This is a genomic window from Actinoplanes sichuanensis, assembly GCF_033097365.1.
Classification (GTDB): domain Bacteria; phylum Actinomycetota; class Actinomycetes; order Mycobacteriales; family Micromonosporaceae; genus Actinoplanes; species Actinoplanes sichuanensis.
This window is the reverse complement of sequence record NZ_AP028461.1, coordinates 2,403,977-2,421,145: the sequence shown is the minus strand read 5'-3', so window position 1 is coordinate 2,421,145 and position 17,169 is coordinate 2,403,977. Positions and strand designations below refer to the sequence as shown.

Below are 17,169 nucleotides of genomic sequence, written 5' to 3'. Positions count from 1 at the left end.
ATCCTAAATAGAGTGCCACCGACCGGACCGACGTCCGACCGGGCAGACCTGGTCGTACGTCCGGTGGATGGATGTCGATCTAGAGACCCGGTTTGTGCTTGCATTTCCGGATGAGATTGGCCGTGTGGCTGGTACTGGTCGTCGCCGGACTGATTCTCGGCGGTCCGGTGTTCGACCGACTCACCACCGACGACGGTTCACGTCCCGACGAGTCGCCGACGGTGGTCGCCGTCGTCGGTGGCCGTGACGTGTACGACCCGGCACTGGTCGCCGACGTCACCGCGATCACCACCGGGATCCGCGCCATGGACGGGGTCACCGACGTCGAGGACCTGTACGGCTCCCCCGGCGGCCGGATCGGCGCCGACAACCGCAGCACGATGATCCGCGTCGAACTCGACCCCGACCTGCCCGACGACCGCCGTGAGCGACTGGAGGACGCGGTCGCCGACGCACTGCACCGCATCGACGCGCCCGAGGTGCTGGTCAGCGGCGAGACTCTCGCCGAACGCGCGTTCGCCGATCAGGCCGTCGCCGACGCCGCGTGGGGAGAGTCGGTCGCGATCGTCGTCCTGGCGATCCTGCTGGCGCTGATCCTCGGCGGGATCGTGGCCGGTCTGATCCCGCTCGCGGCGGCGCTGGCGACGGTGTCGGTGACGCTGCTCGGCCTGTACGGGCTGACCCTGTTCACCGGAGTCAGCCAGTTCACCGTCAACGTGGTCACCCTGCTCGGCATCGGCCTGGCCGTCGACTACGCACTGCTGATGGTGGCCCGGTTCCGCGAGGAGCGCGGCACCGATCCCGGCGCGCCGATCGGGCGACTGCTGGCCCGCACCCGGGCGACCGCCGGCCGTACCGTGCTGATCTCCGGTCTCGCCGTGGCCGCGACGATGGGCGGCCTGACCGTCTTCGCCGAACCGCTGCTCGGTGCCATGGCGCTCGGCGGCACGGTCGCGGTGTTGCTGGCCACCGCGGCCGGGCTGACGCTGGTTCCGGCGTTGATCGCCGTCGCCCATCGCCGCATTCCCGAGCCCCGGGCGACCCGTCCCGGCCTGCTGGCCCGGCTGGCCGTCCACGCGCGGAACCGGCCGGGCCCGGTCGCGCTCGCCGTCACGGTCGGGCTGCTCGCCCTGTCACTGCCGTTCCTGTTCGCCGTCAACCTGGACGACTCGGACGCCCGCGCCCTGCCCTCCTCGTTCGAGGCCCGCAAGCTGCACGAGGTCGTGCAGCGCGACTTCAGCGGCGGCCAGGCCGACCCGATCGAGGTGACCGTCGACGCCGACCAGGCGTCCGCCGAGGTCCGGGACTACCTCAACACGATCAACACACTGACCGATGTGGTACGGGTGGCGCCGCGCCCCGACGAACCGGCCATCGTCGACGTCACCCCGGAGAGCGGCGCCGAGCACGACGTCGTCCGTGCCGTCCGCGCGCTGAACCCGTCGTTCCCGGTGCACGTCGGCGGTGCCGCCGCGGAACTCGTCGACTACCGCGACTCGGTCGCCGCCCGTTTCCCGATCGCGCTGCTGATCGTGGTGCTGGCCACCACGACGCTGCTGTTCGTGCTGACCGGCTCGGTGATCGTCCCGGTCAAGGCGCTACTGATGAACGCCCTCACCCTGCTCGCCACGCTCGGGGTACTCGTGGTGGTCTTCCAATGGGGTGTCGGCGACGCGCTGCTCGGCTTCGAGTCGTGGGGCGCGATCGACGTCACCACCCCGGTGCTGCTGTTCGTGTTCATCTTCGGACTGTCGATGGACTACGAGGTGTTCCTGCTCGCCCGGATCCGCGAGGAGGACGACGTACACGCCGGCATCGTGAAATCCGGCCCGGTGGTCACCGCCGCCGCCCTCTGCATCGGCGTGGTGTTCCTCGGTTTCCTGCTCGGTGACCTGATCGCGGTCAAGGAGATCGGCTTCGCGATGACCGTGGCACTGCTGCTCGACGTCACTGTCGTGCGCGGCCTGCTTCTCCCGGCCCTGATGAATCTGCTCGGCGACTGGAACTGGTGGGCCCCGAAACCGCTGCGGCGGCTGCATCAGCGCTGGTTCTGACCCGGTTGCGGCCGGCCCGCTTGGCCGCGTAGAGGTTGCGGTCGGCCACGCCCAAGACGTCCACGTACCGGTCCGGGTGACGACCATAGGCGACCCCGATACTCACCGTCACCGGCAGGTCGCCGGTGAGCAGATGCCACGAGTGATTCTGTACGGCCACCCGCAACGCCTCGACTCGGGCGAGTGCCTCGTCCCGCGCCATACCGGCGATCACCACCAGGAACTCCTCCCCGCCGAGCCGGGCCGTGAACCCACCCACCTCGGGAACCGCCTGCCCGACCAGCCCCGCCAGCACGATCAGCACCTGGTCACCGATGTCGTGCGAGCAGTTGTCATTGATCGCCTTGAAATGGTCGGCGTCCACGATCGCGACCGTCACCGGCCGCGCGTCGGTACCGCCGGTCAACAGTGACGGTAGCCGCGAGTCCACGTACCGCCGATTACGCAGCCCGGTCAGCGGATCGCGCAGCGACTGCTCCCGGAAGCTCTCCGCGTCCCGCCGGGCCTCGGCCGTCTCGAAGGCCGCCTGCCGGATCCGGGCCTGCGCCTCCCGCTCCCGCGAACTGAGCTCCTCACTCGCCTCGTGGAACGCCTTGTACGTGCGGAACGCCCCCTGGAAGTCGCCCACGGTCGAATACAGCTCGGCCTGTTCCCGCAGCACGTTGGCCCGGAACCGGGCCAACGCCGGTGATTCGGCCAGCTCCCGTGCCCGGTTCAGGACGGCCTGCGCCTCGGCCACCTCCCCGGCCTGGTGGTAGGCGGCGGCCAGGGTCAGCACCGCCTCCGCTTCGGCCTCCGGATACTCCGGGTCGAACTCGCACATCATCAGCTTCTTGGCGGTGACCACCGCGTCCTGGGTGCGGCCCACGGCCAGCTGGATCCGGGCCAGCGTGTCCAGCATCGGCGGAATCGGCTCCTGCCCGTCCCCCTCCAGGAGCGCGAGCAGCCGGTTCATCACCGTCTCGGCGGGCCCGGCCCGACCCGCGGCGAAAAGGGCATAAGCCAGATCATTGAGTACGTACGAGCAGAACCGCGTGTCCTCGGCGGCCAGCGTGACCTGCTCGGCCTCCTGGTAACGGCCGACCGCGGCGTCGATGGACCGGGTCCGGTACAGCGCCTCGGCCAGCGCCATCAGGTGCATCACCCGGATCCGGGGACCGGCCGTGGCCGGAAGCAACTCGAAGCCGCGCAGCGCGTGGTCGAGCTGACCGGCGTAGTCGCCCATGTTCGCCGCCACCCGGGACAGCAACCGGTGGGCGCGGGCCTGAAGCAGCGGCAGATCGTGCTCGGCCGCGCGGAACTCGACGGTCCGCAGAATCCGGGTCGCATCACCGGTGGTCTCGGCCTGCCGCAGCAGGGCGTCGGCGGCGAGAGCCTGACCACGCAACTCGAGCTCGACGTCGCCGGTGGCGCGGCCGACCTCCTCCGCCTCGGCGGCACACCGCAGCGCGGCCGCCGGATCGATCACGAACGAGGCCTCCAACTCGCGGATCGCCCCAGCCAGCCGCCCCGATAGTCCATCCACGACAGCCGACATTAGTCGGCTTGTGGATCTGCGCAATGCCTTGGTCAGGCGGCGAGGGCGTAGACGGCGTAGTGGTTCGCGCGGCGGCGGCCGTAGATGGTGAACGTGTCGCGGATCGTGCGGACGATGCTCTTGGTGGTGACCGTCGACCCGGCGACGCGGGTCTCGAGGCGGACCGGGGCGGCGTGCAGGTCGGTGATCCCGGCGGCCTTGGTCGCGACGAACAGTTCCAGGTCGAACGCGAACCGCCGCTCGCGCAGCCGGGGCAGGACCTCGGCCAGTACGTCCCGGCGGATGATCTTGCAGCCGGTCTGGGTGTCCCGCACCGTCAGGCCGAACATGGCCGTGACCAGCGTCGAGTAGGACACCGAGATCAGCTTGCGGGCCCGGCTCGCACCCGACACCGAGGCGGTGTGGCGCTTGTCGGCGTAGACCATGGCGTGCCCGCCGGTGCGGGCGAGCGTCAGGTAGTCGACCAGGTGCTGGGGGTCGATGTCGCCGTCGGCGTCGATGAACCCGACCCACGCGCCGTTGGCGGCGGCGAACCCCTGGTGCAGGGCGGCGCCCTTGCCCTGGTTGACCGGGTTGTCGAGCACCGTCACGTTCGCCATGCCCGCGAGCAGGGCGGCGGAGCCGTCGGTCGAGCCGTCGGAGACCGCGATCACCTCGAACGCCACCCCGGCCTCGGTCAGGCAGGCGACCAGCTGCTCGACCGTGCGACGCACCACCGGACCCGGGTTGAAGAACGGCACCACCACGCTGAGCTCGACCTCGCTCTGACGGGCGACGGTGGCGGCGGGGGCGGCGACTGCGGTGGCGTTCATGCCCCCACAGATCGGAACGCACCCTCAACGCAACCTCAAGCCGCTCTCAGGACCCGCGCAAGGATCCGCCGCGACCCCGATACGCTCCTCCGGTGTCGTCCATCGCCTCGCTGTACATCGTCAAGATCAGTGACCTGCCGGCGATCGTCGGCGCCGCCGGCTCGCAGAGCGCCTGGGAAGCCCTCCAGGAACTGGGCAGAGAGCCCGCCGAGGAGTACGGCTGGTCCGGGTACGTGATGATGAACGTCCTGGACGGCCTGGAGACGGCCGACGTCGACCTGGCGAGCCCCCGCCTACTCGACGAGGCCGAGGCGATCAACGCAGACCTCGACTACACCATCCTGATCACCAGCGAGGCGAAGGCCTTCCTCGACCGCCTCGACCCGGCCGCGCACGACCCCGCCGACCTGCTCGAACTGGGCCTCGACGCCGAGGAGTCCGGTTACGCGATGGAAGAGACCCTCACCCTACTGAGCACGACCATCGCCGCCCTCACCGACGACGAGCTCCTGCTGCTCACGATCGGCTGACGGCTCCACTCAGAGATCGAACAGCGATTCCCGCCGCGGCGACCCGTCCTCAGGCGGGGTGGCTCCGGATCGGCTCGATGATCCGGCGACAATGGCGGGATGCATCAGCGGGTTTCGTGGGAGGCGCTCAGTCCACCTCTGCGCGCTCGGATCGACGAGATGTTGTGCGCCCGCAAGCTGTTCGAGGCGATCGTGCTCATTCGCGGAGACAACGGGCCGCAACCACCGCCGGGGCTGTACGAGGCGCAGGAATTGCTGTACGCGCGACGTGCCGAACTCGACCGGCTGGGTCTGGTCGAGCCCGAGCCACCGCCACCCACGACCGAGCAACTGATCGAGAAGGCGGCGGCCGTCACGGCTCCGGTCGTCGCGATCGAGGCGTTGTGGGACGGCGACACGCAGGGCTGGTACGTCTGCATCGTCGCGATCGTGCGACGGCCCGGACGAGACCATGATCGTTACGACCAGGTGTTGCTGACGGCTCTGCGTCACGGCAGCGATCATCGACTGTTCACCGGTCAGGTTCCGCCCTGGCCAGAGGCACAGCAAGGTACCGATCAGGGACAGGCCGTCGCCCGGGCGCTCGGCGTGCCGTTCCATTTCACCAGCCCGGATATACCGGACACCGATCTTTCCCGGTGGTGGGATACGGCCGAAGCCGATGGTCAGGGACCGAATAGCGACGCGCCCTCCCGGACATCCTCGTAGCCGGGTGGGAGGACCACGCCGGGTCGGCGCGTCCCAGGGCGGCGCCGATCCGGTGTCGCGACCCGCGGGGGCTCGGGTTCACGCCGTCGGCTCGGCGGCTGTCGGTAGCGGCCAGCCCGGCACGGGTTGCGGGGTGTGCTTGCCTTCCGGGTCGCACGGGATCATGCCGCCGGTGAAGACCTCGGCGCCGGACGGCTCCCAGGCGCGGCAGCTGCCCCTCATGTCCCAGACCACGAGCAGGCCCAGCTCGTAGATCAGGCCCGCGCCCTGGGAATTCTCGGTCCACTCGACCCGCATCGGCCCGGCCTCCGCCGGGATCATGCCCTCGCCGCACCAGGGTTCCCAGAAGGTTCTGAGTGGTTCGCCGGTGGCATTGCGGACCCAGAACTCCCGGACCTCGTCGCCTGGTGCCGCCGCACTGTTCCAGATGTCGTTGACGGTCGCGGGATCCGGTTCGGTGACGGTGATGCTTCCGCCGGGCGGCATCGACAGCGCGAGTCGCCCGGCGCCACATGTCAGATCGGCGAAGCCGTCCCAGGTCCATTCGATGACCAGTTCCTGACCGGGGGCCATCGACCGGCGCAACCCCGCCTGCTCGGCGACGAGTTCCAGCGGCGACCGGTCGTCGTTCTGCAGCACGAACCTCACGAGGCGTCCGCCTGCGGGCGCAGGGCGGCCAGCAGGTTGTCGAGTTGGCCCCAGGCCCGGGAACTGGCGATCGGGTCGATGTAGTCACGGGACTCGACGATCAGGCCGTCGCGGATGCGCATGACGAAGACGCACGGGACCCGGAACGTCTCCCCGGTCTCCTCGACCCGCCCCTGGTAGGCGAACTCGGCGACGATCACCTCCGAGTCGGTGGTCTCGTGGACCGTCACGTCGACCGGTCTACGGTTCAGGGTACGCGGCACCGGCGGCGGCGAGGTGAAGTGTTCGTGCAGCTCAGCGCGGGTGTGCAGGGGCTGCGGGTGGAGCGGGTGCAACGGGTGCGAGACGTGGGTCCGCTCGGCATAGAGGCCGGCCAGTTCCTCGAACGGGCCGTCACACACCCCGTTCACCAGCCGCAGGAACACCTCACGTGGGCTGCTCATCTGACGTTTCCTCCCCGTCGGAATCCATCGACGGAACCCTACCGTCACGCAACAGATCGGCCAGGACCGACAGGTCGGCGTCGCCGTGTCCGGCGGCGACAGCGCGGGAAAGCAGATCACCCATCGGCTCCACCAACGCGGTGCGCAGGCCGCTTTCGCGGCTGGCTTCGAGCAGATGGGGGTACGCGAGCGCCTGCATCCGTACCGCCGAGGTCGTCTCCGAATGATCGCCGGAGTCGATCGCCGCCGCCATCTCCGGTAACGCACCCGCCATCGCGGTCAGCCAGGCCGTGATCGCGGGCTCGACGCCGACGACCGGCAGGCCTCCCGCGCGGATCAATGCGGCCGCGTGCAGAAAGCCGCCGAACATGCCGTACATCGCGGTGAGCAGCGCCAGGTCGAGGACCGCGGCTCGGCCCGGGTCCGCACCGACGTAGTCCACCCGGCCGAACCGTTCCAGCAGCCCACGATGCCGTTCCAGCGCGTCGGCGTCGCCGCTGTAGAACACGGACGCGGCAGGCGTGCCGATCATCGGCGGGACCGCCATGATGCCGCCGCCGAGGTAGGTCATCTGTTGCCCAGCCGCCCAGTCGGCCAGGTTCCGGTCCTGCTCAGGCGTGCTGTTGGTGAGATTGACCAGGGTGGTGCCAGGCGCCCCGGCCAGGATCTCGCGCACCGCCGCGTCGTTCGTCAGGCACACCACCGCGACCGGGGCCGCCCGCAGCGCGTCGGCAGCCGTCGCGACCGCCGAAGCACCCCGTGCGACCAGTGGTGCCGCCCGGTCGACGGTGCGGTTCCACACCGTGACCGCGTGGCCGCCGTCCAGCAGTGCCCCGGCAAGCGCCGATCCCATGGCACCCAGTCCGAGCACCGCGACGTCACTCACCGTGCACCGCCACGGCAGAAGACGGCTCCGCAGAGGCAGGAGACGGCTCCGCCGCGGCAGGAGCCGGACTCACCGCGTCAGGAGCGGGACCCGCCGCGTCAGGAGACGGCACCGCGGAGTCGGACACCGCCACCGATCGGGCCAGCCGCGCGAAACTCGCCGAGCCGGGCGCCCGTTTCGCGACCGTCAGGGCAGCGTCCAGCACTGCGGTGTCCAAGCCGTGCGCCTGGGCCGTACGCAGCACGTTCGTCATCCCGGCGACGGCCGAACGCAGATCCGACCCGTCCGCGTCGTAGCGGTCCGCGTCGATCCGGCCGGCGAAGTCGTCGATGATGGCGGGCAGCAGGCCGCCGATCCCCCGGGCGTGCGGCGCCAGTTCGGACGCGCTGATCCCCTCTGCCCCGGCCAGCGCGAACGCGTGCACGAGCCCGCTCATCGCGGTCCAGAACAGATCGAGCAACGCCATGTCGTACGCCGCCGCCCGCCCCGGTTCGTCACCGAGCCGAATGGCCGTACCGCCAAAGGCTCGCAAGGTGGGCAGATGCGTCTCGTACCACTGCTCGGAACCGCTGTAGAGGACCACCGCGAGCGGACCGCCGATGGTCTCCGCCGGAGTCATGATCGCGCCGTCGAGGTAGTCGATGCCGTGCCGCGCCGCCCAGGCCGCGGTTTCGCGGGCCTCGGCGGGCGTGCCGGTGGTGAGGTTGATCAGCGTCCGTCCGCGCAGTGTCGCGGCGAGCGGAGTGATGATCTCGCGCAGCGCCGCGTGGTCGAGGACGCAGGGGATCACCAGATCGCTCGCGGCGACGGCGTCCTCGGCGGTGGCCGCAAGCTCAGCGTTCTCGCTGGTCAGAGCGGCTGTTCGAGCGGTGGTCCGGTTCCAGACGGTGGTGCGGTGGTGGTGGCGCAGGAGCGCCCGGGCGAGCGCCTGACCCATCGGGCCGGCGCCGAGAACTGTCACATCGGTCACGGCGTCGATCGTGTCGCCGGTACCGCGAAACGGACAAGTACCTACTATTTTGTCAGGTACTTACCAAAACCTCAGTATCGGAGCGTACGACGGTGAAGAAGCGTGAATACAACTGTGGACTCGACGCCGCCGTCGACGTCGTCGGCGGCAAGTGGAAGGCGCTGATCCTGTGGGCGCTGCACGCCCAGCCCCGCCGCTTCGGTGATCTGCACCGCAACGTGAGTGGCATCAGCGAGAAGATGCTGATCCAGCAACTACGCGAGATGGAGTCGTACGGCCTGGTGCACCGCGAGGTCTACCACCAGGTGCCGCCGAAGGTCGAATACTCACTCACCGATTTCGGGCTGTCGCTCAACACGGCTCTGATCCCGCTCGGCGAGTGGGGTGAGCGGCACATGGCCGCGATCGAGGCGATCCCCCGCGACTGACCTGCGTTTCGGCAGTGGCGGGAAATCGCCCCGGCCGAGAGACGCCCGCATGGTGGCCACGCAGCGGTCCCGGGCCGCGTCCACCCGCGTGCGGTCGTAGTGATGTTCCAGGTTCATCTCGGCGTCGGTCGTGCGCAGCGGTTTCTGCCAGGCCGCCTTCATCTGCTCGCCGACCTCGGACTTCGCCTCGTTCGCCAGCAGCCGGTAGGCGGCGGCGACCTTGGGCGCCTCGATGTCCAGCAGCGCCTGGTGGAACGCGAGCCGCGAATAGATCCGGCTCACCTCCTCGGTGAGCTGGTGGCGTGCCTCCGCGGTGCCGGTGCGGCGCCGAATCCGATAGGGCATCTCGGCATAGTCCTCGATCACGCTCAGCGCCTCACCGAACGCCCGCGCCCGGCGCTCCCGACGGGCTGACCGCTGGTTGAGCGCATACGTCAGCAGCGCGGTGAGCACCGCCCCGACGATCGCGATGACCGGCACGAGCACCGCGGTGGTCTGCGCGACCGTCCAACCCATACCGCGAGCACCGCCCCGACGTCAGATCTGCTGAAGGACGTCGATGATTCTCGCAGCCGCTCCCGGCTCCCATTGATCCGGGCCCGGGCCGAAGATCCGGTTGATGCCGTTCTGACAGGGCAGCCCGGCGAAGGCCACCGGATGGTCGCGGTGGGCGCGCCGCAGCCACGCGGCGGCGTCGCGGTGATCCGCCCCGGCGAGATACACCCGGTCCGGGACGTTGAACAACAGACATTCGATGAGGTACGGAGGAACGTCCTCGACATCCACCGGGTGCTCCCGCCGCGCCCGTTTGGCCGACCGGACCGCCTGTTTGAAGCGGCCGCCGGTACGCCGGTCCTTGGCATCGCCGTTGCGCCGGTGCTGCTTCGGGAAGTTGACGATCGGCCGCCCCTCTAGATCGCGGAAGAAGACGCCCTGCTCGTAGTGACTGTCGCCGGGCACCGGAAACCACCTGAACTCGGTGGCGACCAGCACGTCGACCATCTCACCGAAGAGCGAGTCGGGATCGTCGACGTTGAGGCAGCGGCGTCCCATCCGGACGGTGTGCGACTCCCCCAGCGTGGTCAGGACGTCGTCGCGGAACTGCTCCCAGCCCGACGACAACGGCTGTTTGAGCATCAGGACCAGGTCGATGTCGGCGGTGTGGTCGAGGTGGGTGCCGTTGACCCGCGACCCCTGGCCGAAGATCTCGAACGTCTGCGGGTCGAACCGGCCCAGATCCTCGCGCAGCGCCCGCTCGGCCCAGGCCAGCAGGAACCCGTTGGACACCGCGTCGTCCAGATCCGGGCAGGGCACCTGCGAAAACCGTGTGGTCACGGAATCAAGTATGCGCCGTGCAAGACTGCGGGCATGGGTACGGATCCGCGGGTTCGCGGCGGAGGCCAGGACGGGCCGCTACTGCTGTTGCTGCACGGGCTGGGTGCGACCGGCGACGTCTGGGCCGGCTGGGCCGATCCGCTCGCGCGGCACTGGGCGGGTCGCCGGCTCGCGCCTGACCTGCCGGGCCACGGCCGGTCGCCGGAGCTGCCGGAGTACACCTTCGACGCTCTCGCCGAGGCCTTGATCCCGCTCCTGGCGCCGGAGGATCGCCCAGTGGTGCTGGGGCATTCGCTCGGCGGGGTGGTCGCGCTGGCGCTGGCGGCCCGGGTGCCGGTGTCCGCGGTCGTCGGGCTGGGCGTCAAGGTCACCTGGTCCGAGGACGATCTGGCGCGCGCGGCGGCGTTGGCCCGGCGGCCGGTGACCTGGTTCGACACGCGCGAGGAGGCCGTCGAGCGGCATCTGCGATTGTCCGGGTTGTCCGGTCTGGTAACCACCGACTCCCCGGCGGCGACCTCGGGGGTCCGCGAGGAGGCCGGCCGGTGGCGCCCGGCCCTCGACCCGCGCGCGTTCGGAGTGGGCGCCCCGGACATGGCCGCCCTGCTGCGGCACGCGAACACGGAGGTCTGCCTGGCCCGCGGCGCCGACGACCCGATGAACACCGACGAACAGCTGAAACAGTTCGGCGTCCCGGTGGTCACGCTGCCCGGCCTCGGTCACAACGCCCACGTCGAGAGCCCAGCCGCCTGCCTCTCCCTCCTGGACCCCTACCGCTGACGGCGGTGGTCACGGCCGCACGACGAGCCGGTGGCCCTTCAGGTCGGTGCGCTGCCAGGCGGTCTCGATGTCGCTCAGCGGGACCGTGAGCACGTCGAAGGTCAGTTCGCCGGATCGGGTCCAGGTGACCACCTGCTCGTACACCTCGGGCATGGTCTTCTGATCCAGGCCTTTGGCGGCGCCGTAGATCTCGACGCCGGAGGTGCGCAGGCTCTCCGCGGCGAGGGTGAGGGTGGCGCCGGCGGACTCGCCGACCTGGATCAGCCTGGTCGGTCTCGGGAACGCGAAGGCCTTCGGGACCAGTGCCCGCAGCAGGATCTCGGTGGGCCGATCCCAGAGGAAGTCCAGCACGACGTCGTAGCCGTCGCCCCTGGCGTCGAGGTACGCCTGTGCCAGTTCGTCGCTCGGGACGGCCGTGTTGATCACCGCCGGGTCGGGGAAGTCCTCGTATCGGGGTATCCCGCCGATCTCGTGCAGGACCGCGGCCTTCATCACCGCCCCCTGGTGAGGAGTGCCGCGATCCGCCGCTGCCAGCCCGGCATGAATCGGGGCGGCCGGGTGTGCGCGTGATGGTGCCGGCGGGATTGCGGGATGCGGGCCTGGCCTCCGGGCGACCGGTCGGCATGCGAATGGTGGTGGAGGCCAGAGCCGGCCTGATGCCCGGGCGGCTGGTCGGCATGCGTGTGGTGGCGCGGACCCGAGCTGCCCTGATGGCCCGGCGGCTGGTCGTGGTGGGCGGGGACTCCGGGGACGAGGTGGGTGAGCCGGTGCAGCAGGTTCGTCATCGCCGAACGCCTCTCTCTATCAGTGATAGAGAGAATCTAGCACTGATAGAGTGATGCCGGGAGGTGCCCGAATTGGCGCTGGATCGACAGCGGATCGTGGCCGAGGCCGTCGCCCTGCTCGACGCCGAGGGGCTGGACGGCGTGACCACCCGCAAGCTCGCCGCCCGGCTGGGCGTACAGTCGCCGACGCTCTACTGGCATGTGCCGAACAAGGCGGCGCTGGTCACCGCGATCGCCGACGCGATCCTCGACCAGGAGTTCGGCGACATGGCCCCGCCCGCGCCGGATCAGCCCTGGCCGCAGTGGCTGAGCGACCTGGCCGTGCGGCTGCGCCGGGCGCTGCTCGCCCATCCTGACGGGGCCCGGGTCGTCTCGGCCGCGCAGCTCTCGGTCACCATGTCGGCGATCTCCGAGCTGGCGATGAGTTCGCTGGTGAACCAGGGCATCCCGTTACGCCGGGCGCGGGTGATCGTGCTGACCGTCGAGCGGTTCACGGTCGGTCACGTCCTCGAGGAGCAGGCTCCACGCCCGGATGCGGAGGCACTGAAGGGCTTCGACATGGACGCCTTCACCGCGCGGCATCCGACGTCGATCGCCGCCATCACCGACTACTTCCAGCCCGGCCGCACGGTGGACGACCTGTTCCAGGACTGCCTCGACGTGGTCATCGAGGGCGCCACGGCGAAGGCCGGGCCACCTGACGAACAAGGCGGGTGACGGGCCGCCGCGGTAAGGGTCGGGCCGCCTGACGAACAAGGCGGGTGACGGGCCGCCGCGGTCAGGGCCGGGCAACCTCATGATCGGGGCAGGTGACGCGCAACTCGGCGTCGCCGAACGGGGCGTCGACGAAGTTGCAGTGATGCGGACGCTCCGGGTCGGGGTGGGCCCGAGGCACGAAGAAACGGCAGGTCAGGCACATCTGAGAGACCGGGATGGCCCGGCGGTCCTGCAGTTCGCGCATCAGGGTGGTCATGCCGCGCAGCATCGCGGCGAAGTCGCCGGGCGCGAGCGCCGACACCGCCTCGGTCAGCTTCTCCGACTGGACGTCGAGGCGGGCCGCCTCCTCGCGACCGGCCGGGGTGAGGCCGAGCAGCATCACCCGGGCGTCGCCGAGGTCGCGGGTGGCGTCGACGAGTTCCTTCTTGCGCAGCACCTTCACCGCGTCGGACACGGTCGGCGCGGTCGAGGCCAGCGCGGTGACGATCTCACCCTGGCGGATGGGCGCGTCACGGCCGTACAGCAGGGTGACGATGTCGGCTTGCAGCGGTGACAGGTTGTGTGGGCCGGCGTTGCGCCACGCCTCCATCCGCACCGCCTGCCCGAGCCGGGCCAGGCCGACCAGGAGCTGGCCGGTCGGCGGCATTCCGGGCACCTCCGCCATACGACCCACCCCCTCGCCGCCATCGTACTTTTCTTGGCACTGACAAGTAATCGCGGTGTGCGCACACCGCGATTACTTTGGCACTGCCAACCATTTAGGTCATGCGGGAACCGCGGGCGAGACGGGCGGGAAGTCCAGCTCGGTCTGGCCGACCGAGTTGAAGTAGTTGGTGAAGGTGTTCAGCGCGACCGCCGCCACGATCTCGCCGATCTCACCGTCGCCGTAACCGGCCGCCCGGACCGCGGCCAGGTCATCGTCGGCCACGAAGCCCTTGGTCTCGATGATCCGCTTGGCGAAGGTCAGCGCGGCCTCGACCTTGGGGTCGGAGGCACGGGCATCCCGGCCGGCGACCAGGTCACCCTCGGAGACACCGGCCCGGGCGCCGAGCACGGTGTGCGCCGCGAGGCAGTAGTCGCACTCGTTCTGCACGGCGGCGACCAGGGCGATCTGCTCCTGTACCCGAGCCGGCAGCAGCCCCTTGGACAGGGCGCCGGAGAACTGCAGGTAGGCGTCGAGCACAGCCGGCGAGGCAGCCATGGCACGCATCATGTTCGGCGTGACGCCGAGGGCACGCTCGACGCGACCGAGCAGAGTGCGGGCCTGCCCCTCGGCGGTGGCGGGATCGACGGTGGCGATACGGGACATCGGATCTTTCCTTTCGGAGAACCATTTGGCACTGCCAACTATAGGTGACGACGCGAAGGACGCAACTGTGCGCCGCAGCACATGCCACGAACGGAACTTTCGGTCCGTACGACAAGAAGTTTTGCCTTTGATCGTTGAAAGATCTGGACGTCCTAATAGAACTCATCCAGGATGTTCACAACCTGGAAGCACACCCGTAACTCGGGAGCGCAGATGAGACGTCTGTCCGTGGTCACCCTTCTGATTTCCGCAGCCATAGTCGTGCCGACACCGGCGTACGCCGTCGATCCGCCCATGCAGGAGCCGGGGGTGACGCTCCGGACCTACGACATCGGGGTGCCGCTCAACCGGGTCTGCGAGCTCAAACCCGGCCAGACACCCAACGTGGACAAGCTGATGCCCACGATCGACTGGTCGACCGACGAGCAGTTCGGGCTGCAGTCCAACTTCGTCACCCACGCGATCGCCAACCTCACCACGACCGCGGCCGGCACCTACACGTTCCGGCTGACCAGCGACGACGGCTCGAAACTGTGGATCGGTGACAAGCTCGTCATCGACCACGACGGGCTGCACGGCAACGTGCCCAAGGACGGCACCGTCGATCTGGCCGCCGGCCTGCACCCGCTGCGCGTCGAGCACTTCGAACGCGAGGGCGGCCAGGAGCTGCGACTGGCCTGGCAACCGCCGGGCGCCGGTGCTTTCACGACCGTGCCGACCAGTGCCCTCAGCACCGACGCCGGTGTGGTCCGGGTGACCGCGCCGGGCCGCAAGGAGTGCGTCTCCGGCACCGACACCCCCGGTGACGGCCTGCCACTGACCTCGGTCAACCCCGGCTACACACTCACCGATCTGCGCCCACCGGGTTTCGAACCGCAGGTCACCGGCATTGCCTGGCGCCCCGACAAGAAGATGGTGATCACCACCTGGGGCGGCACCGACAAGGTCGAGGGCAAGGTCTACCTGGTCTCCAACGTGACCGGCAAGACCGGGCCGGGCAGCGTCGTCTACAAGGAGATCGCGAGCGGCCTCAAGGAACCGATGGGCGTCGCGGTGGTCGACGGTCTGGTCTACGTGTCGCAGAAACACGAACTGACCGAGCTGCGTGACACCGACGGCGACCAGGTGCTGGACACCAGCCGCACGGTCGCGGTCTGGCCGTTCGGCGGGAACTTCCACGAGTTCGCGTTCGGGCTGCTCTACCGCAACGGCGACTTCTATCTCAACCTGTCCGTGTCGATCAATCTCGGCGGGGCCACCACCGACCCGCAGCCGGTCGGCGGGCGCGGCACGCACATCATCGTCAACCGCAGGAGTGGCCAGGTCACCACGGTCGCGGGCGGCCTGCGCACCCCGAACGGCATCGGCTGGGGCCCGGACGGCTCGATCTACGTCACCGACAACCAGGGCGGCTGGCTGCCCTCGTCGAAACTGATCAAGATCAAGGACAAGGCCTTCTACAACCACTACACCAACCCGGACGGTACGTTCGACGCGCAGCCGGTGACACGGCCGGTGTTGTGGCTGCCGCAGAACCAGATCGGCAACTCCCCCAGCACGCCGGTGCTGCTGGACTCCGGGCCGTACCGTGGCCAGTTCCTGATCGGTGACGTCACCTATGGCGGCCTGCAACGTGCGGCGATCGAGACGGTCGACGGGGTCGAGCAGGGTGCGGTGTTCCGGCACACGCAGGGCCTGGAAGCGGGCATCAACCGGGTGTCGATCGGCCCGGACGGGGCGATCTACGTCGGTGGACTGGGCGCCGACGGCAACTGGGGCCAGGAGGGCAAACTCCGACACGGCCTGCAGAAACTCACCCCGAACGGGACCACCGTCTTCGACATGAAGACGATGAAGGCCACCACGGACGGCTTCAAGATCGAATACACCGAGCCGCTGTCCGACGCGACCATCGCCAAGCTGCCCACCGCGTACCAGCTGGAGCAGTGGCGGTATGCGGCGACCGCACAGTACGGCGGGCCCCAGGTCGACACCGAGACTCTGACGGTGACCGCGGCCAAGGTCTCCGCCGACCGTAAGACGGTCACCCTGACCGTCCCCGGCCTGCGCCGCGACCGGGTCGTGCACCTGCGCTCACCGCGGCCGTTCGCCAACCGGGACGGCGAGACACTGTGGAGCACCGAAGCCTGGTACACCATGAACGAGCTGCCCGGTAAGCAGCCGCAGCCGGTGTACTACGAGGCCGAGGAGGGCTACCGGGAGGGCGCGGCCGGCCTGGCCACCGACCACCGCGGCTTCTCGGGCATCGGGTTCGCGGCCGGATTCGGCAGCCTCAACGCCTCCACCACCATCCACGTCGACGCGGACCGCAGCGGCGACCACACGGTCGGGCTGCGCTACTCCAACGGGCCGAACCCGTTCAGCGGCACCAAGACGGTCAGCCTGCACGTCAACGGCCGCAAGATCAAACAGGTGTCGCTGCCCAGCACGGTCACCTGGGAGGAGTGGGCGACCGTCACCGACACGGTCAACCTGCGCAAGGGCGCCAACACCATCCAGTACCGCGTGGACGCCCTGGACACCGGGCACGTCAACCTCGACCTGATCAGCGTCCGGGAACCCGGGAAACGCATCACCCTCTTCAACGGTAAGGATCTGGAGAACTGGCTGCACACCGACGGCCGGCGCGCCCAGTGGCCGCTGATCGCCGGCGGAGCCACCGAAGTCTGCTGCGGTGACCTGCGGACCAAGGACGCGTACGGCGACTACAAGCTGCACGTCGAGTTCAAAGTGCCGCTGCTGCCCGACGACGTGACCGGCCAGAACCGTGGCAACAGTGGCGTCTACCAGCAGGAACGCTACGAGTTGCAGATCCTCGACTCGTTCGGCGACACCACCCTGGCCAACAACGAGGCCGGGGCGATCTACACGGTCAAGGCTCCGGACGTCAACGCCGCCACGGCACCGGAGACCTGGCAGACGTACGACATCACGTTCCGCGCCGCCCGCTACGGCGCCGACGGGGCGAAGACCGAGAACGCCCGGATCACCGTCGTCTGGAACGGTCGTACCGTGCATGACGACATCGAGATCCCGAACGGGACCGGTGGCAACATCCCGGAGGGCCCGGCCACCGGCGCCATCCGGTTGCAGGACCACGGCAACAAGGTCCAGTACCGCAACATCTGGATCGAACCGGTCGCCTGACGGCCACACGCGGGCCCCGGCGGCACTCCCGCCGGGGCCCGCGTGCCCGGTCCGCCGGTGGC

The 17,169-nt window shown here is 69.5% G+C and carries 19 protein-coding genes; 7 read left to right on the top strand and 12 right to left on the bottom strand.

Annotation, left to right across the window (positions count from 1 at the left end; translation table 11 throughout):
- Positions 1 to 110: 110 nt before the first annotated feature.
- Positions 111 to 2,054: an MMPL family transporter gene (locus Q0Z83_RS10700; RefSeq protein ID WP_317793696.1), complete on the top strand. Its 1,944-nt coding sequence runs from the start codon at positions 111 to 113 to the stop codon at positions 2,052 to 2,054.
- Here Q0Z83_RS10700 and Q0Z83_RS10695 read toward each other — a convergent pair.
- Positions 1,948 to 3,579 carry a tetratricopeptide repeat-containing diguanylate cyclase gene (locus Q0Z83_RS10695; RefSeq protein WP_317793695.1) on the bottom strand — a complete coding sequence of 544 codons (1,632 nt, stop codon included), beginning with the start codon at positions 3,577 to 3,579 and terminating at the stop codon, positions 1,948 to 1,950. The two genes, Q0Z83_RS10700 and Q0Z83_RS10695, sit on opposite strands and share 107 nt — an antisense overlap.
- Before the next feature lie 44 nt (positions 3,580 to 3,623).
- On the bottom strand, positions 3,624 to 4,403 hold the full coding sequence (locus tag Q0Z83_RS10690) for a glycosyltransferase family 2 protein (RefSeq protein ID WP_317793694.1): 780 nt from the start codon (positions 4,401 to 4,403) through the stop codon (positions 3,624 to 3,626).
- 92 nt (positions 4,404 to 4,495) lie between these two features.
- Between Q0Z83_RS10690 and Q0Z83_RS10685 the strand changes: the two genes are divergently transcribed.
- Both Q0Z83_RS10685 and Q0Z83_RS10680 read left to right on the top strand, forming a co-directional pair.
- Positions 4,496 to 4,933, top strand: a complete 438-nt coding sequence (locus Q0Z83_RS10685) for a hypothetical protein (RefSeq protein ID WP_317793693.1) — start codon at positions 4,496 to 4,498, stop codon at positions 4,931 to 4,933.
- A gap of 159 nt (positions 4,934 to 5,092) precedes the next feature.
- The gene (locus Q0Z83_RS10680) at positions 5,093 to 5,641 is read left to right on the top strand and encodes a hypothetical protein (protein WP_317793692.1); all 549 of its coding nucleotides are present in this window, start codon (positions 5,093 to 5,095) and stop codon (positions 5,639 to 5,641) included.
- Positions 5,642 to 5,719: 78 nt separating this feature from the next.
- On the opposite strand, the gene Q0Z83_RS10675 is transcribed toward Q0Z83_RS10680, so the two are convergent.
- From Q0Z83_RS10675 to Q0Z83_RS10660, 4 genes are read right to left on the bottom strand one after another with little or no spacing between them, the layout of a single operon-like run.
- Positions 5,720 to 6,289, bottom strand: a complete 570-nt coding sequence (locus tag Q0Z83_RS10675; protein ID WP_317793691.1) for a hypothetical protein — start codon at positions 6,287 to 6,289, stop codon at positions 5,720 to 5,722.
- Positions 6,286 to 6,732 carry a nuclear transport factor 2 family protein gene (locus Q0Z83_RS10670; RefSeq protein WP_317793690.1) on the bottom strand — a complete coding sequence of 149 codons (447 nt, stop codon included), beginning with the start codon at positions 6,730 to 6,732 and terminating at the stop codon, positions 6,286 to 6,288. The genes Q0Z83_RS10675 and Q0Z83_RS10670 overlap by 4 nt, the downstream gene beginning before the upstream one ends.
- On the bottom strand, positions 6,716 to 7,618 hold the full coding sequence (locus Q0Z83_RS10665; protein WP_317793689.1) for an NAD(P)-dependent oxidoreductase: 903 nt from the start codon (positions 7,616 to 7,618) through the stop codon (positions 6,716 to 6,718). Before Q0Z83_RS10665 ends, Q0Z83_RS10670 begins: the two co-directional genes overlap by 17 nt.
- Positions 7,611 to 8,588, bottom strand: a complete 978-nt coding sequence (locus Q0Z83_RS10660; RefSeq protein ID WP_317793688.1) for an NAD(P)-dependent oxidoreductase — start codon at positions 8,586 to 8,588, stop codon at positions 7,611 to 7,613. The genes Q0Z83_RS10665 and Q0Z83_RS10660 overlap by 8 nt, the downstream gene beginning before the upstream one ends.
- A gap of 92 nt (positions 8,589 to 8,680) precedes the next feature.
- On the opposite strand from Q0Z83_RS10660, the gene Q0Z83_RS10655 reads away from it, so the two are divergent.
- Positions 8,681 to 9,016, top strand: a complete 336-nt coding sequence (locus Q0Z83_RS10655; RefSeq protein WP_317793687.1) for a winged helix-turn-helix transcriptional regulator — start codon at positions 8,681 to 8,683, stop codon at positions 9,014 to 9,016.
- On the opposite strand, the gene Q0Z83_RS10650 is transcribed toward Q0Z83_RS10655, so the two are convergent.
- Together Q0Z83_RS10650 and Q0Z83_RS10645 are read right to left on the bottom strand one after the other, a co-directional pair.
- The gene (locus tag Q0Z83_RS10650; protein WP_317793686.1) at positions 8,915 to 9,532 is read right to left on the bottom strand and encodes a hypothetical protein; all 618 of its coding nucleotides are present in this window, start codon (positions 9,530 to 9,532) and stop codon (positions 8,915 to 8,917) included. The genes Q0Z83_RS10655 and Q0Z83_RS10650 overlap by 102 nt on opposite strands.
- A 21-nt stretch (positions 9,533 to 9,553) precedes the next feature.
- Positions 9,554 to 10,351: a nucleotidyltransferase family protein gene (locus tag Q0Z83_RS10645; protein WP_317793685.1), complete on the bottom strand. Its 798-nt coding sequence runs from the start codon at positions 10,349 to 10,351 to the stop codon at positions 9,554 to 9,556.
- Positions 10,352 to 10,384: 33 nt separating this feature from the next.
- Here Q0Z83_RS10645 and Q0Z83_RS10640 point away from each other — a divergent pair, with 33 nt between their 5' ends.
- Positions 10,385 to 11,128, top strand: a complete 744-nt coding sequence (locus tag Q0Z83_RS10640; protein WP_317793684.1) for an alpha/beta fold hydrolase — start codon at positions 10,385 to 10,387, stop codon at positions 11,126 to 11,128.
- A 9-nt stretch (positions 11,129 to 11,137) separates the two neighbouring features.
- Here Q0Z83_RS10640 and Q0Z83_RS10635 read toward each other — a convergent pair whose 3' ends face one another.
- On the bottom strand, positions 11,138 to 11,620 hold the full coding sequence (locus Q0Z83_RS10635) for a hypothetical protein (protein ID WP_317793683.1): 483 nt from the start codon (positions 11,618 to 11,620) through the stop codon (positions 11,138 to 11,140).
- Positions 11,620 to 11,913 carry a hypothetical protein gene (locus Q0Z83_RS10630; protein WP_317793682.1) on the bottom strand — a complete coding sequence of 98 codons (294 nt, stop codon included), beginning with the start codon at positions 11,911 to 11,913 and terminating at the stop codon, positions 11,620 to 11,622. Before Q0Z83_RS10630 ends, Q0Z83_RS10635 begins: the two co-directional genes overlap by 1 nt.
- Before the next feature lie 72 nt (positions 11,914 to 11,985).
- On the opposite strand from Q0Z83_RS10630, the gene Q0Z83_RS10625 reads away from it, so the two are divergent.
- The gene (locus Q0Z83_RS10625) at positions 11,986 to 12,630 is read left to right on the top strand and encodes a TetR/AcrR family transcriptional regulator C-terminal domain-containing protein (protein ID WP_317793681.1); all 645 of its coding nucleotides are present in this window, start codon (positions 11,986 to 11,988) and stop codon (positions 12,628 to 12,630) included.
- A gap of 61 nt (positions 12,631 to 12,691) precedes the next feature.
- Here Q0Z83_RS10625 and Q0Z83_RS10620 read toward each other — a convergent pair whose 3' ends face one another.
- On the bottom strand, positions 12,692 to 13,294 hold the full coding sequence (locus Q0Z83_RS10620; RefSeq protein ID WP_317793680.1) for a MarR family winged helix-turn-helix transcriptional regulator: 603 nt from the start codon (positions 13,292 to 13,294) through the stop codon (positions 12,692 to 12,694).
- A 99-nt stretch (positions 13,295 to 13,393) separates the two neighbouring features.
- Positions 13,394 to 13,939 (bottom strand): carboxymuconolactone decarboxylase family protein, encoded by a 546-nt coding sequence (locus Q0Z83_RS10615; RefSeq protein ID WP_317793679.1) that lies wholly within the window; start codon positions 13,937 to 13,939, stop codon positions 13,394 to 13,396.
- A gap of 213 nt (positions 13,940 to 14,152) precedes the next feature.
- On the opposite strand from Q0Z83_RS10615, the gene Q0Z83_RS10610 reads away from it, so the two are divergent.
- A complete protein-coding gene (locus Q0Z83_RS10610; protein ID WP_317793678.1) occupies positions 14,153 to 17,107 on the top strand; it encodes a family 16 glycoside hydrolase in 2,955 nt (984 codons plus the stop codon).
- Positions 17,108 to 17,169 lie beyond the last annotated feature (62 nt).